Annotated in this window: 14 protein-coding genes and 1 other annotated feature; of the genes, 9 read left to right on the forward strand and 5 right to left on the reverse strand. The window is 39.0% G+C overall.

The features are described 5' to 3' along the window. Positions 1-45: 45 nt before the first annotated feature. Entirely contained in the window at positions 46-444 is a 399-nt protein-coding gene (locus tag HMPREF3182_RS01930) for a thioesterase family protein (RefSeq protein ID WP_007392397.1), read from the reverse strand. A gap of 18 nt (positions 445-462) precedes the next feature. Beyond that, entirely contained in the window at positions 463-861 is a 399-nt protein-coding gene (locus HMPREF3182_RS01935) for a thioesterase family protein (protein WP_007392396.1), read from the reverse strand. A 147-nt stretch (positions 862-1,008) separates the two neighbouring features. Between HMPREF3182_RS01935 and HMPREF3182_RS01940 the strand changes: the two genes are divergently transcribed. Next, positions 1,009-1,653 (forward strand): hypothetical protein, encoded by a 645-nt coding sequence (locus HMPREF3182_RS01940; RefSeq protein ID WP_062485223.1) that lies wholly within the window; start codon positions 1,009-1,011, stop codon positions 1,651-1,653. 40 nt (positions 1,654-1,693) lie between these two features. Here HMPREF3182_RS01940 and HMPREF3182_RS01945 read toward each other — a convergent pair whose 3' ends face one another. Both HMPREF3182_RS01945 and aroD read right to left on the reverse strand, forming a co-directional pair. Continuing rightward, positions 1,694-3,355, reverse strand: a complete 1,662-nt coding sequence (locus HMPREF3182_RS01945; protein ID WP_062485226.1) for an acetolactate synthase large subunit — start codon at positions 3,353-3,355, stop codon at positions 1,694-1,696. A gap of 168 nt (positions 3,356-3,523) precedes the next feature. Beyond that, positions 3,524-4,267 (reverse strand): type I 3-dehydroquinate dehydratase, encoded by a 744-nt coding sequence (aroD, locus tag HMPREF3182_RS01950; RefSeq protein WP_062485228.1) that lies wholly within the window; start codon positions 4,265-4,267, stop codon positions 3,524-3,526. 655 nt (positions 4,268-4,922) lie between these two features. Here aroD and HMPREF3182_RS01955 point away from each other — a divergent pair. The 6 genes from HMPREF3182_RS01955 to HMPREF3182_RS01980 all read left to right on the forward strand — a co-directional run bounded on the left by HMPREF3182_RS01955 (position 4,923) and on the right by HMPREF3182_RS01980 (position 11,954). Further along, positions 4,923-6,476, forward strand: coding sequence for an acyl CoA:acetate/3-ketoacid CoA transferase (locus HMPREF3182_RS01955; protein WP_062485230.1), 1,554 nt, complete (start codon positions 4,923-4,925; stop codon positions 6,474-6,476). Between the two features lie 48 nt (positions 6,477-6,524). Next, entirely contained in the window at positions 6,525-7,442 is a 918-nt protein-coding gene (locus HMPREF3182_RS01960) for a VOC family protein (RefSeq protein ID WP_062485232.1), read from the forward strand. Positions 7,443-7,477: 35 nt separating this feature from the next. Continuing rightward, positions 7,478-8,254: an acyl-CoA dehydratase activase gene (locus HMPREF3182_RS01965; RefSeq protein ID WP_062485234.1), complete on the forward strand. Its 777-nt coding sequence runs from the start codon at positions 7,478-7,480 to the stop codon at positions 8,252-8,254. 21 nt (positions 8,255-8,275) lie between these two features. Next, positions 8,276-9,562, forward strand: a complete 1,287-nt coding sequence (locus tag HMPREF3182_RS01970; RefSeq protein ID WP_007391974.1) for a 2-hydroxyacyl-CoA dehydratase subunit D — start codon at positions 8,276-8,278, stop codon at positions 9,560-9,562. Further along, positions 9,562-10,683, forward strand: a complete 1,122-nt coding sequence (locus HMPREF3182_RS01975; protein WP_007391972.1) for a 2-hydroxyacyl-CoA dehydratase subunit D — start codon at positions 9,562-9,564, stop codon at positions 10,681-10,683. Before HMPREF3182_RS01970 ends, HMPREF3182_RS01975 begins: the two co-directional genes overlap by 1 nt. A 125-nt stretch (positions 10,684-10,808) precedes the next feature. Next, positions 10,809-11,954, forward strand: coding sequence for an acyl-CoA dehydrogenase (locus HMPREF3182_RS01980; protein WP_007391970.1), 1,146 nt, complete (start codon positions 10,809-10,811; stop codon positions 11,952-11,954). 61 nt (positions 11,955-12,015) lie between these two features. On the opposite strand, the gene HMPREF3182_RS01985 is transcribed toward HMPREF3182_RS01980, so the two are convergent. After that, positions 12,016-12,933 carry a ketopantoate reductase family protein gene (locus HMPREF3182_RS01985; protein WP_062485236.1) on the reverse strand — a complete coding sequence of 306 codons (918 nt, stop codon included), beginning with the start codon at positions 12,931-12,933 and terminating at the stop codon, positions 12,016-12,018. A 113-nt stretch (positions 12,934-13,046) separates the two neighbouring features. Next, positions 13,047-13,269 (forward strand) — a binding site (T-box leader). 111 nt (positions 13,270-13,380) lie between these two features. On the opposite strand from HMPREF3182_RS01985, the gene HMPREF3182_RS01990 reads away from it, so the two are divergent. Together HMPREF3182_RS01990 and HMPREF3182_RS01995 are read left to right on the forward strand one after the other, a co-directional pair. After that, positions 13,381-14,805 carry a sodium:solute symporter family protein gene (locus HMPREF3182_RS01990; RefSeq protein ID WP_062485238.1) on the forward strand — a complete coding sequence of 475 codons (1,425 nt, stop codon included), beginning with the start codon at positions 13,381-13,383 and terminating at the stop codon, positions 14,803-14,805. A gap of 123 nt (positions 14,806-14,928) precedes the next feature. After that, positions 14,929-15,363 carry a flavodoxin family protein gene (locus tag HMPREF3182_RS01995; protein WP_062485239.1) on the forward strand — a complete coding sequence of 145 codons (435 nt, stop codon included), beginning with the start codon at positions 14,929-14,931 and terminating at the stop codon, positions 15,361-15,363. The last annotated feature ends 145 nt before the right edge of the window (positions 15,364-15,508 follow it).

Below are 15,508 nucleotides of genomic sequence, written 5' to 3' on the forward strand. Positions count from 1 at the left end.
AATAAAAAAGAGCTGGGCAACTGTCCAGCTCTTTTCATTTCTCTTTTATTTTTTTAACTTTGCTTCTGTTTTCGCTAAAAATGGAGCCGATTCAACAATAAACCGTTCATGTTCAGCCGTTCCAATTAATCCGGCTTCATCAAAGGCTTCGATTTTTACATCAAAGTGTTTTCTGTCTTGTGCTACGACCGTTGCTTTAGCGGTTACTTTCATCCCTAAGGGTGTCGCCGACATATGTTTTACTTTGATTCCGATACCTACGGTGTTATAGCCTTCCGGAAGGAGTGGATCGATAGCGTGAATAGCAGCAGTTTCCATTAATGATACCATTGCTGGGGTTGCATAAACGGGTGATTTCCCGCTTCCCATCGCGATGGCGGTGTTATTATCGTTTACTATTTCAGATACTTCTGCTTGTGCATTTGGACGAATTGTAAAATCCATGATAAGACCTCCTGTATATTATTTGTTACGTTTAGCTTCTGCTTTTGCTAAAAATGGGGCCGAGTCAATAATAAACCGTTCGTGTGTAGCGGTACCGATTAGACCGACTTCATCAAAGGCTTCAATTTTAAAATCTAAATGTCTGCGATCTTGTGCAACTAAGGTCGCTTTAGCACGAATTTTCATGCCAATTGGTGATGCGGAAATGTGTTTTACATCAATGGCAATACCTACGGTATTTGTTCCTTCGGGAAGTTGAGGATCTACCGCATGGATAGCTGCCATTTCCATGAGTGCTACCATTGCGGGAGTAGCGTAAACGGGTGATTTACCGCAACTCATAGAAACGGCATTGTTTTTATCATTTACCAGTTCTGAAACTTCTGCTTGAGAATTTTTGCGAACTTCAAAATCCATAATAAGACCTCCTAAGTGCCTAATTAAAATTACGATATAACTATAGCATACATCATTTATATGTGCTACTATTTTTTGACATGTGTTATTAAATCTTATACAATAAACTTATTTACGAATGGATTATATGATAAGGAGCGACGAGATATGTTATCTAGACGATTTTTTTTAATCGTTTTTGTGTTGTGTTTATGGACTGGAAATAGTTCGTTTGCGGAGATACCCGTACCGGCTAGGGACGTGTCAAGTGCATGGGGACAACATCCACAGGGGATTTGGATGCACGAGGGCGATCAAGCGATTCTTGATAATAATGGGCATGCTCTTTCGGTAGCGGCGTATTGGAAGGATTTATTAGGAGTGGAATCGAGTAAGCAATATCAAATTTTGGTGAAAGATAAGGCTCGTTTTTTGTATGCTTGCATGGTTACGTATGATCGGAAAGAGAATGTAACGGAGAAGATTGTACCGGTTATGATAAAGGGACAAAGCGAGCGACAACAGATACAGCAAGTATATAATGAGTTAGCGGAAAAATTAGGGGGCGATTGGTATGTGCAGGCTCCTTTGCAATGGCATACACGAGGAAATCAACTAGTAGGAATGAGTCGCTTTATACGATTGGTTCCATATGAGCATAAAGAATTGCAAGATCTACTGGTTGTCATGGTGTATCCGCAGCAGCAAAGAATAATGACCGCCTTAGTGATCATTCCTCAAATTGAAGAACGGGAAGTAATGCAACAACTTATTAAGCAGATAGAAGATAAATGGTTTTCTACCATTTCTTGAGAAGAATAAAAAAAAAGCGAGATGAATATCTCGCTTTTTTTTATTCTAAAGTCTTCATTAATTCTTTTAGATGTTCTGTCAATTTTAAATTTTCGCGATAATCAATAGGGCAATCAATGATGACGGGTTTTGTTTGTTTAAAGGCTTTTTCTAATGTTGGTAGTAATTCTTCCGTTGAATTAATGCGATAGCCAATTGCCCCTACGCTTTTGGCAAATGTTACAAAATCAGGATTTGTAAAATCAACATAATGATGATGTCCATACTTCATGTCTTGTTTCCATTTTATTAAGCCGTAGCTACAATCGTTAAAGATGAGGGTAACGAAGTTGGTACCTAAGCGATGGGCTGTTTCAAATTCTTGGCAATTCATCATAAAGCCAGCATCACCAGTGATGGCGAGTACTTTTTTATTTGGGTATACGAGTTTTGCTGCAATCGCCCCGGGAACAGCAATGCCCATGGTAGCAAAACCATTTGAAATAATACAAGAATTAGGCATATAGCAGTTATAATGACGTGCAATCCATACTTTATTAGCACCTACGTCTGAAATTACGATATCACCCGGATCCATGACCTTGCGGCAGTCAATTAAAGCTTTTTGCGGTTTTACAGGAAATGCTTTATCGTCGGCGTAACTATTGTGCTCTTCAATCATCCGTTGTCGTATTTTTAAGGCATAGGTAGGTTCTTGTAGACGTGCTGATTGGCTCATAATTCGTGCTAATGCATCGGGAATATCACCAACGACTTCAATTTTGGGTTGGTAATTTTTATTGATATCGGCAGGCATTGTATCAATGTGAATGATATCGGCGTTTGTAGAATGCCATTTTGCCGGAGAATATTCAATAATATCGTAGCCGATAGAGATGACCAGACTTGCTTTTTCTAGTACTTTGGTCTGATAGTCGTTCATGGGAATGCCTGTTGTCCACAAAGAATAGGGGTTGTCAAAAGGAATTGCACCCTTGGCCATCATGGTATTGATGACAGGAATTTTTAACGTTTCAGCAAAGGTTGTCAATGCTTTTGAGGCATGACTGCGAATAACGCCACTACCAGCTAAAATAACAGGACTTTTCGCATATGAAATAGCATCGGCAGCGGCTTTGATTTGTTCATCCAGGGCTTTTTCGGATAAAATCGTTTTGTGTTTTAAAGGACGATCTTTATCGCTTACAGGCATTTGACTGATATTTACGGGCAAGTCAATGAAAGTAGCACCGGGTTTTTCTCGTTCGGCGTATTTAAAGGCTAGACGGGTAATTTCTGCCATTGTATCGGGGCGGACAACCGTGTAAGCTCGGCGCGTAATCGGTTCAAACATGGCACGTAAATCTAAATATTGGTGTGCCGTAATATGCATTTTATCTGTACCGACTTGCCCTGAAATAGCGACTAAGGGGGCACCATCACAATCAGCGTCTGCGACACCCGTGATTAAATTGGTTGCACCAGGTCCTAGTGTAGCCATACAAACACCGGCTTTTCCCGTTAAACGACCGTATATATCAGCCATAAAAGCGGCACCTTGTTCATGACGAACCGTAATAAATTCGATTTTAGAACGGGATAAGGCTTCCATTACAGCCAGATTTTCTTCACCAGGAATGCCGAAAATATAATGGACTCCTTCTTCTTCAAGACATTCGACTAATAAGTCAGCGGTAGTGCGTTCTTTTTTTGTTGCTATCATTCTGTATTCTCCTTTAATATGTGGGTATTTCTCAAATAATAAGCATATTTTTTATCATTATAGTATGCTTATTATTTTTTTTCAATTTTAGAGTATGTTTGTTTGTGTAGTAGCTTTATTTTACTATAAATTTATCTTTTCGTCAGTAACGGAATTATTATAAATTCATTATATTTTATATAAGGTAGATAAACGTGCTTTCAAAGTCGGTAGGGAAAATTGGCCAGGAGCAGTACGAGCGGAAGATACCGTGGTGAATGTGATGGCACTTCCGTATAAGCGTGTAATACGACCTAATTTTCCCATGGATATACCAATGATAGGATAATGGGGATATATTTCTTTTATTTGCTTAACGGCATATAACATGGTGAGTACATCTGCCGGAGTATGGGGCATACAGGCAATTTTGGCGATGGCTGCACCGTGTTTTTTCATCGCAGCAAAGTGTGTGAGCAGTGTTTCAAGTGAAGGTGTTTGTTGCATAGCGTGTAGACTCATGAGGATCGGAACATGCTTTTTCTGGGCTTCAGTGATGAGTAAATTGCGGATGGATTGGGGCTGATTATATTCAATGTCAATATAGCTGATAAGGCCAGAGTGGATAGCCACTTTTATTAGCTGGGCATAGGCCGTAGGGGATTGCGGATACGCACCGCCGTCAGTTTGTGTGCGTAAAGTAAATAAGATGGGGGTATGTGGTAATTCGTTATGGACGATATGTAAGGTTTGCAATAGATGAGATGCTGAGGCGGCATGAGAGAAAAAATCGTAGCGTAATTCAAGGAGTGCCTCTGTTTCGGGTAACACGCTTTTGCATTGGTGTTGTAAGTCTGTGAGGGAGATTGCTGTAGTAGCGATACAAATGCGAGGCTTTGCTTTTGTCCCTGTCAAAGGAAAATAAGGTATCATAAAAAACTCCTCTATTAGAGTAACTAATTTAGCTAATTAATAACAATTTAATTATTTCTTAGTATACCGCACAACGTATACCACACAATAGATGTATGGTCTAACGGCATAGATAAGAACAAAGTATGCAATATCGATATAAGAAAAATAAAAAAGTGTAATAAAATTCATGATGATGTTAAATAAAAAGCTTATTTTAGGGTAAAATAGGCATAATTATAAAACGAAGATAGAATAAAAACACAAAAATGCAAAAAAAAAAAGTAAATAATTCATGTGAAATTTTGTCCATTTATAATAAAAATATACCTTTTGAGTATAGAAATAAACAGGCTTAATTACTAGTGTTTAATCTATGACAAGAAAAAAAATGTTCAATTATTCTTGAACGGAATTAAATAAAACACATATGAATTACCAAAAAGAATACAATGTCTACGGTAAAGACGACAATTGCAAGGGTAATATTCCTTGACGTTATAGATTTTAGGTGATAACATTCATGATAGTAATTGAGTAGACGGAAAAACAATAACTGCTGATTGCTAATTGGGGTACTACTGAAATTGAAGTGTAAGATAAAACCAAAAGGGGAAAAAACAAAACGCGGAGGATATGTTTTGTTTTTTCAAAAATTGAAAGGATGGATACGACAATGAAACAAGTGAAAATTATCACACCAGCTGAAGCAGCTGCTTTGGTAAAAGACAATGACACGCTTACGAGTATGGGATTTGTGGGCTGTTCACATCCGGAAGCATTGACTAAAGCATTAGAAAAACGTTTTTTGGAAACGGGTTCGCCTAAGAACTTAACTTATTTATACTCAGCATCGCAAGGAACGCGTAAAGGTGTAGCAGGTGAACATTTAGCACATGAAGGATTGTTAAAACGGTTAATTATTGGACATTATCAAACCGTTCCCGCGTTGGCTAAATTAGCAACGGAAAATAAGATTGAAGCATACAATTATTCACAGGGGACGATGTGCCATATGTTCCGGGCCATTGCGGGCAAAAAAATTGGTGTTTTCACGGATGTAGGCTTACATACGTTCTTAGACCCTCGGAATGGCGGCGGTCGTGTTAATGAAAAAACGACAGAAGATTTGGTGAAATTGATCAATATAGATGGGAAAGAACAATTATTTTATCCAACGTTCCCTATTCATGTTGCTTTCTTACGTGGTACGTATGCCGATGAAGCAGGAAATATTACGACGCACGAAGAAGTTGCTCCATTAGAAAATTTGACCGTAGCACAAGCGGTTCATAATTGTGGCGGGATTGTTATTGTTCAGGTTCGTAAAATCGTTAAACATGGTTCTTTGGATGCACGGATGGTTACGATTCCGGGAATTTATGTTGATTATGTTGTTGAAGCAGATGCGTCTGACCATGAACAAGCTTTTGGCTGTGAATATGATCCATCCTTAAGTGGTGCTGCTCGTGTAACGACCAGCACTGGTGGCAATATGATTCCGTTAGATGCCAAGAAGATTATTGGACGTCGTGGTGCTTTAGCATTGAAGGATGATGCTGTTGTTAATTTGGGTGTAGGGGCTCCGGAATATGTGGCAACTGTTGCGGGTGAAGAAGGTATTTCCGATCGGTTTACGTTAACCGTAGAAAATGGTGCCCTTGGCGGCGTTCCTCAAGGGGGACCTCAATTTGGAGCAACACGGAATCCGGAAGCGTTTGTCGCACAAGATTATCAGTTTGACTTCTACGATGGTGGCGGTTTGGATATTGCCTTTTTGGGATTGGCACAATGCAGCGAAAGTGGGGATATTAATGTTAGTCGGTTTGGCCCGCGTATTGCTGGTTGCGGCGGATTTGTTCATATTTCTCAGAAAACACCGAATGTATATTTCTGCGGTACCTTTACTAATGGGGGATTAAAAGTTGCTGTAGAAAATGGTAAATTGAAAATTTTACAAGAAGGTAAATCGAAGAAGTTTATTAAAGCAGTTGATCAGGTTACATTTAATGGTGCCTATGCCGCTGAAATGGGAAAAAATGTGTGGTATTTGACAGAACGTTGTGTGTTTAAATTAACTGCTAAAGGATTAAAATTGATGGAAGTAGCACCAGGTATTGACGTTGAAAAAGACATCTTGGCTCACATGGACTTCAAACCAATTATTGAAGACTATACAACTATGGATGCTCGTATATTCAATGAAGGTATTATGGGCTTAAAAAAATAAATTTATTTAACTTATTTATAACTAATAACATTTAAAGGAGTGATTGTAATGAAACCGATGAGACTTCATCATGTTGGTATTGTTCTTCCGTCGTTGGAAAAAGCACATGAGTTTATGCAAAATAATGGGCTTGAAATTGATTATGCAGGGTATGTGCAAGCGTATCATGCAAATTTAATCTTCACGAAAAAAGGTGAATACAGTAGTCCCATTGAAATGATTATTCCAACTTCCGGGGTACTTACTGAATTTAATGGTGGTCGCGGTGGAATTGCTCACATTGCGTTTGAAGTAGATGACGTAGAAGCTGTTCGTAAAGAAATGGAAGAAGAATGCCCTGGTTGTATGTTGGAAAAGAAAGCGGTACAGGGAACGGATGATATTATTGTTAATTTCCGTCGTCCTAAGACCAACCATGGGATTTTGGTAGAATATGTTGAAACGATGGCTCCGATTGTGGGGCATGACCAAAATCCCTTTATCAAAACGATGGGACCTGAAAAAGGTCAGCTGAAATCATCTTGGCATCCGATGCGGTTACACCATGTCGGCATTGTGTTGCCTACGATGGAAGCAGCTCATGATTTCATGAAGACGAATGGTTTGGAAGTGGATTATGCTGGTTTTGTAGAAGCATATCATGCCGATCTAATTTTCACGAAAAAAGGCGAATACAGCAGTCCTATTGAATTTATTATTCCGCGCGAAGGGGTATTGAAGAACTTTAATGGTGGACGTGGCGGCATCGCTCATATCGCATTTGAAGTAGATGATGTAGAAGCCGTTCGTCAAACGATGGAAAAAGAATCAGATGGATGCATGTTAGAAAAGAAAGCCGTACAAGGAACGGATGATATTATTGTGAACTTCCGTCGTCCAAGTACAGATGCGGGAATCTTGGTTGAATATGTTCAAACGACTGCACCTATTAATCGCAACAATCCTAATCCCTTTCCTGATTTATAAGAAAAGGGAAGTATGAGAGAAAGGATGAGGAATCGATGTATACGTTAGGAATTGACGTAGGTTCGTCTTCCTCTAAAGCCGTCATTTTAGAAGACGGTAAGACCATCTTAGCCCATGCCGTTATTGAAATCGGCACGGGCTCAAGTGGCCCAAAACGGGTGCTTGAAGAGGTTTTTAAAGGTACGAACTTAACACTTGATGATATGTCTAATATCATCGCAACTGGATATGGCAGGTTTAATGTGGAATATGCAAAAGGAGAAATCAGTGAAATTACCTGTCATGCCAAGGGAGCATTATTTGAGTGTCCCGGAACGACAACCATCTTGGATATTGGGGGACAAGATGTTAAGGCGATCAAGTTAAACAATAAAGGTATGGTCATGCAGTTTGCTATGAATGATAAGTGTGCTGCTGGGACAGGTCGCTTTTTAGATGTAATGTCGAAAGTTTTGGAAATACCAATTTCAGACATGGGAAAATGGTATTTTAAATCGAAGAACCCTGCACCTGTAAGTAGTACATGTACAGTGTTTGCGGAATCAGAAGTAATTTCTTTGTTATCTAAAAATATAGCAAAGGAAGATATAGTAGCAGGTGTTCATAAGTCGATAGCAAGTAAGGCCAGCGCTTTGGTTCGTCGTGTTGGGGTAGATGGAACGCTTACGATGACCGGTGGTGGAGCAAGGGACCCAGGAGTAGTTGATGCAATTGCTAAGGAACTGGGAGTAAAAGTGCAGGTGGCTAATCACCCACAAGTGATTGGAGCCTTGGGGGCAGCACTAATTGCATATGAAAAAATAAAAAAATAAGTTACAAAGGAGAGAATCATCATGAGTGAAGAAAAAAATCTTGACGTGGCAAGCATGAGCTCTAAGGAGGCATTAGGTTATTTTCAGGCGAAACTTGATGAAGATGCAAGACAGGCAAAAAAAGAAGGTCGTCTAGTATGTTGGTCTGCTTCAGTTGCACCACCGGAATTCTGTACAGCAATGGGTATTGCCTTGATATATCCTGAAACACATGCTGCTGGGATTGGTGCCCGGCATGGTTCGCCAGATTTATTGGAAGTAGCAGAAAACAAGGGGTATGATCAAGATATCTGTTCATATTGCCGTGTTAACATGGGATACACGGAATTAATGAAACAGCAGGAAGAAACGGGAGTTACACCGCCTACATTGGAAGCATCTCCAGCCGGTCGTGTACCATTGCCAGACTTGGTTATTACCTGTAATAACATCTGTAATACCTTGTTGAAATGGTATGAAAATTTGGCTAAAGAATTAAATGTTCCTTTGATTAATATTGATGTACCGTTTAACCATGAATATCCTATTACGAAACATGCAAAACGGTATATTGTAGGCGAATTTAAAGAAGCAATTCGTAAATTGGAAGAAATTTGTGGTCGTCCTTTTGATTATGATAACTTCTTTAAGGTACAAGAACAAACACAACGTTCTATCGCTGCTTGGAATAAAATTTCTAAGTTTTTCAGCTATAAACCCTCGCCACTTAATGGCTTCGATCTCTTTAACTTCATGGGATTAGTCGTAGCAGCACGTTCGTTGGATTATGCTGAAATCACATTTAATAAATTTGTTGCTGAATTGGAAGAAAAAGTAAAAAATCAGAAATGGGCTTTTGGTGAAAATGAAAAGACTCGTTTTACCTGGGAAGGTATTGCTGTCTGGATTGCTTTAGGTCATACGTTTAAAGAATTAAAAGGACATGGCTCGTTAATGACTGGTTCGGCATATCCCGGTATGTGGGATGTATCTTATGAACCGGGCAACTTAGAATCAATGGCAGAAGCATATTCGCGTACGTATATTAATTGTTGTTTGGAACAACGTGGCAATGTGTTGGAACAGGTATGCCGCGATGGGTTGTGTGATGGCTTACTTCTGCATCAAAATCGCTCGTGCAAAAACATGAGTTTATTGAATAATGAAGGTGGACAGCGCGTTCAAAAGAATTTGGGAATTCCTTATGTTATTTTTGATGGCGACCAAACGGATCCGCGGAACTTCTCAGAAGCACAATTTGATACTCGTGTAGAAGCACTTTGTGAAACAATGGATGAACAGAAGGCATGTGAAGGAGGAAATCAATAATGAGCAAGATTGACGAACTTATTAACAAATTTCAAGAAGTATCCAATCACCCGCAACAGACTGTTTTAAAATATAAAAAGGAAACGGGAAAAGGATTAGTAGGGATGATGCCTTACTATGCACCGGAAGAAATTGTATATGCTGCCGGGTATCTTCCTGTAGGTCTGTTTGGGGCACAAAAACCTAAAATTGCGGCCGCTCGAACCTACTTGCCGCCGTTTGCCTGTTCGTTAATGCAAGCCGATATGGAATTGCAATTAAACGGCACGTATGATTGTTTAGACGCAGTTATTTTTTCTGTTCCTTGTGATACCTTACGTTGCATGAGTCAAAAATGGCATGGTAAAGCACCGGTAGTCGTATTTACGCATCCTCAAAATCGTAAAATTAGAGCGGCTGTTGATTTTTTGCGTGCAGAATTTGATCATGTAAAAACGGAATTAGAAAAATATTTGCATGTTGAAATTACTGATATGGCTATTCAAAAAGCGATAAAGGTGTATAATGAAAACCGACGGATTATGCGTGAATTTTGTGATGTTGCGGCTGAATATCCACAGATTTTCACTCCCGTAAAACGGCATGATATTATTAAGGCTCGCTGGTTTATGGATAAAGCGGTACATACACAATGGGTTCGTGAACTTATTGATACGGTAAAGCAGGAAAAAGTAGAACCATGGAATGGGAAAAAAGTGGTTATTTCTGGTATCATGGCAGAACCTGATGAATTTTTAGATATTTTTGAAGATTTTAATATTGCCGTAGTAGCAGATGATTTGGCACAAGAATCACGTCAATTCCGTACAGATGTTCCAGAAGGTATTGATCCGTTGGAACAGTTAGCACAGCAATGGCAAGACTTTGATGGTTGCCCTCTGGCATTAAATGAAGATAAACCTCGTGGTCAAATGCTTATTGATATGACGAAAAAGTACGATGCTGATGCGGTTGTTGTATGCATGTTCCGTTTCTGCGATCCCGAAGAATTTGATTATCCGATTTATAAGACGCAATTTGAAGATGCAGGTGTACGTTATACCACGGTGGATGTTGACTTAGAATCTCCTTCGTTGGAACAAGTACGTACTCGTATTCAGGCATTCTCGGAAATTCTTTAAGGATAATAGTTCTGCCGGGGATATGATTGGGTAATACGCAGGAGAATATGCTTGGCATATTGTAAAGTATGTTCTTGTCGCGATTACATATATAAAATATACAGAGTATTAGGAGGAATTACATTATGGATTTTAAACTTAGCGAAATGCAACAAGATATTGCTAAACTCGCAAGAGATTTTGCAGAAAAGAAATTAGAACCTACGGTTAAACAACGCGATGAAGACGAAGTATTCGATCGTGCGTTAGTTGATGAAATGGGCTCATTAGGTCTTTTAGGTATTCCATGGGAAGAAAACTATGGTGGTGTAGGTGCTGATTTTGTAAGCTTGGCAGTTGCTTGCGAAGAAATTGCAAAAGTAGATCCATCTATTGCATTGAGCTTTGAAGTTCACACAATGCTCTGCTCCTGGCCGCTTTGGAAATTCGGTACAGAAGAACAGAAAGCTAAATATTTGAAACCCTTGGCAGAAGGTAAAAAATTAGGTGCATTTGGTTTAACTGAACCTAATGCAGGTACAGATGCATTAAATGGGAGCACAACTGCTGTTAAAAATGCGGATGGTACATATACATTGAATGGTTCTAAAGTATTTAATACCAATGGTGGAGATGCTGAAATCACGATTGTATTTGCTGCTACAGATAAATCTAAAGGCGCTAAAGGTATGAGTGCGTTTATCGTTGAAAAAGGAACTCCTGGCTTTACATATGGTAAAGAAGAAGTAAAAATGGGTATCCGTGCTTGCGTACAACGTGAACTCGTATTCCAAGATGTAGTTGTGCCAGCAGAAAATATGCTTGGCAAAGAAGGCGAAGGCTTTAAAATCGCTATGATGACTTTAGATGGTGGCCGTGTTGGCGTAGGTGCTCAAGCGTTGGGTATTGCTGAAGGTGCATTTAATAAAGCGGTACAGTATGCGAATGAACGTATTCAATTTGGTAAACCTATCATGAAACAACAAGCTGTTGCATTTATGCTTGCTGACATGAAATTGAAAATTGAAACAGCACGTTGGGCTGTTTATAAAGCTGCATGGAAAATGGGTCAACCTGATGTTAAATCTTATTCTATGGATGCATCCATTGCAAAAAAATATGCATCTGACATCGCTATGCAGGTAACGACAGATGCTGTTCAAGTATTTGGTGGTTATGGCTTTACACGTGATTATCCAGTAGAACGTTATATGCGTGATGCTAAGATTACCCAGATTTATGAAGGTACAAACCAAGTACAACAGATGATTATTTCTGGATTTTTGAAATAAGATATAGTTAGTAAAAGAGCTATCGTCATGATAAGATGACGATAGCTCTTTTTTACTTTTCTTATGGTAATGTGGAGTTAACCGCACGCAATAAGGCTTGATAATATTTTTGCGAACATGGGACGGGAATATGAAGTGTAGCGGCTGTATGGACAATAAACCCGCTAAATGTTTCTAATTCTCCTTTTTTTCCTTGTTTAATGTCTCTTGCCAAGGAACTTGTGACATCCTTGTTTTTTTGTTTATCTGTGCGGGTATAAATAAGTTGTGGTAGTTGTTCATCAAGGGGAATGCGCAAGGCCCGACCGACAGCAGTAGCTTCTTCTAATAAGGTATAAAATTCGCTTTTGCGGCTGTCATCATTCCAGACATCCGCTACGGTTCCTTTATAATAGGCCGTACTTACATTATAAGCACAGTTTAAAATGTATTTATGCCACATTTCTTGTTGAATTGTAGTTGTTATACGGCATTGCAGGCCTTCGTGTGATAACAGACTGGAGACGACTTGAGCAGCCTCAGTATCGGGAGAACCGAGAAATATGCGGGCATAGTTACCCGTTTGAAGAATGGAGTAATCTTCTTGATAAGAAGAGGTAATGTAAATGCATGATGGCACAAAACGCACCTGTGGATAGTAAGTGCGGACGACATCGGGGTAGGTAACGCCATTCATAATACAACAAATAATGGTATGGTCATCAACACAATCTTTAATCGCTTGTAATACTTCAGGTAAAGAAGGGTTTTTTACACAAATGAATATGACATCTTGGATGCCCAGGTGGCTAGGTGTGTCTGTTACAGGCGGATGATAGGTATGCTCTCCCCATAATTCACTATGTAATTGCAAGCCTGCACATTGTAAAGCTTCTTTTCTTTTTGTACGGGCAACTAATGTTACTTGTTTACGATTGGCACAGAGAATGGAAGCAATGTAACCGCCGATACCGCCAATACCGGAAATGAGTATTTTCATGAATGGACACCCTTTCTTATATTATTTTCTACAATTATAAATAAAAAATTATAATAAAAAAAGAATTGACAAATAAAATAAATTAGATATAATATATTCATAATCTTATATTTATAAAAGTATTGATGGAAAAAAGTAGTATTGTAAATATCTTTACAGAGAGCTGTTGGCTGGTGTAAAACAGTAGGTGATACAGTGTGAAGTTCTTTCCTGAACTGTAAGGCTGAATGTTATTTTGATTAGTAGGCTGAACCGGGGTGGCACTCGTTAGATATGCCATGAGTTGATCTGATTCAAGATAAATAGGGTGGTACCGCGGAGCAATCCGTCCCTCGGTATTACTCTTTTTTTTTTAGGTAAAAAGGGTGGTACCGCGAACATCTTCGTCCCTTCAGGCGAAGGTGTTCTTTTTTTATATATTTTGTAATAAGAAAAGAGGTTGTATGTATGACAGGAAGTATTCAAATTTTCATTATTTTCATGTATGTGGCTATTTTATTTGCTATTAGTTGGTATATCAAGAAAAAAGCATCTGGTTCAGCAGAAAATTATATTTTGGCCGGACGAAAGCTAACGGTACCACTAGTCGTTGTTTCTATTGTTGGCTTAGCCGTAGGCGGAGCATCTACTATCGGTGTTGCTGAACAGGCGTATAAAGTAGGGCTATCGGCAGGATGGTATACGGCCGCTTGGGGGATTGGGGCAATTGTTATGGGCTTAACCGTAGCGAAAAAATATCGTCGTTTACAGATAACGACTATTCCTGAAATGTTAGAACGGTATTATGATACAAAAAGCAGTATTGCTGGGATTGTTTGCCAAATTTTAGTACAATTAGTTGTTATGAGTTTACAATATGTGGCAGGAGGTGCTATTTTATCAGCTTTATTACCACAAATTTTCACTCCTTTTTCAGGCATGATTGTTAGTGCTATTGTATTTATTGGGATTACATTAATAGGAGGTATGTGGTCAGCCAGTCAGTCTAATATTTTAAATGTTACCTTACAATATATTGGTATTACCGTTGCTGCTTTTATCATTATTTCTTTAGTAGGTGGCATGCAGACGGTAGTCGTACAAGTACCTAGTGATATTACGCTGGATATAGTACAAGGTGTAGGAGGCATGAAAATTGTTACTTGGATTGTTACGCTTATTACGGTAAACTTGTCTTTGCAAGCGATCATTCAAGTTTCTTTGGGAGCTAAAAATGTACACACGGCTCAACGTGGATTTATTATTGCTGGTATTATTATGTTGCCAGTTGGTTTTCTTGCCGCACTGTTAGGCGTGGTGGCAGCCGAAGTATATCCTCATATTGCCCCTACAACCGCATTGCCGCGATTGATTATGTCGATTAATCCGTGGATTGCTGGTGTGACCTTAGCCTCTCTATGGGCTGCCGATATTAGTACGGCATGTAATTTATTATTGTCTTCGGCTACGTTATATTCTCAAGATATTCATAAACGTTTCATTCAGCCACGTATTAAGGAGAAGCAATATTTGCTGGTAACGCGTTTATCTGTATTGGTGTTAGGCCTGATTACGTTAGGGTTTGCCCTTACGATTAGCGGTATTATTTCTACCTTAATGGCGGGGTTGTCATTGATGGCGGCATTTGGCGTTATTATTTTAATGACGCTATATGCTCCACAATATTGCCGAAAAGAGGCAGCTTTTTATACGTTGTTAGCAGGTATTGTTGTTTTAGTAGCATGGTTGTTATTCCCGGTGGTACGCATTGTACCGCATGTGATTTATGCAGAGTGGTTGGTATGTAGCCTTGTATTTGGCGGCACTTGTTTTGTGACATCTGAAAAATTAGACATCCTTTCGATTGAGAAAAAAATAGTCATGTCTAAATAGATTGAAAATGTTTCCTGGATGATTATCAAAAAATGAAATATCTTTTCAATTGACAAATGAAGACGTAAATAGTATACTTTCTTCAAGACAGAAGAAAACATTCATTATGGAAAGGAGAAAGTTATGAAAACGATTGTTGTCTATTCTTCGTATACGGGAAAAACCAAGGGAATAGCAGAAGCCGTGGCTAAGGGTATCGGCGAAAACATTAGTTGTGTTTCGTTGGATGAGATACCAACGGATATCGCTTCATATGACTGTGTGTTTTTTGGCTGCTATATTGAAAGTGGATTTATTGATGGGAGATCACAGGAAGTATTGAAAACACTTACGAATAAAAAAATAGCTCTTTTTGTTACCATGTGGATTGGTCCGTATTCCGATGATATAGCGAAAAGATTGCGACGAATTGTAGAATTTTTACCGCAAGGTTGTCAAATTGTGGGCACGTATATTACACCGGTGGATGATGCGGCGGGCGATCAACAAGAAAGAGAACATCGGCTGGCTGCGGATTTTGCCGCCAATACGATGCATCGATTGTTATCGACGACATAATAAAACATCTCGCAATAATGGAATTTTTTATTGCGAGATGTTTTGTATTGACGGCTAGAGAATAAAAATGGTATCATATAAAAACCAACGCGATAGAATATATAATGTTGGAAAAAAATCTCTTGACAAACGAAAAAGAGTTTGT

It is taken from the genome of Megasphaera hutchinsoni (assembly GCF_001553405.1).
Classification (GTDB): domain Bacteria; phylum Bacillota; class Negativicutes; order Veillonellales; family Megasphaeraceae; genus Megasphaera; species Megasphaera hutchinsoni.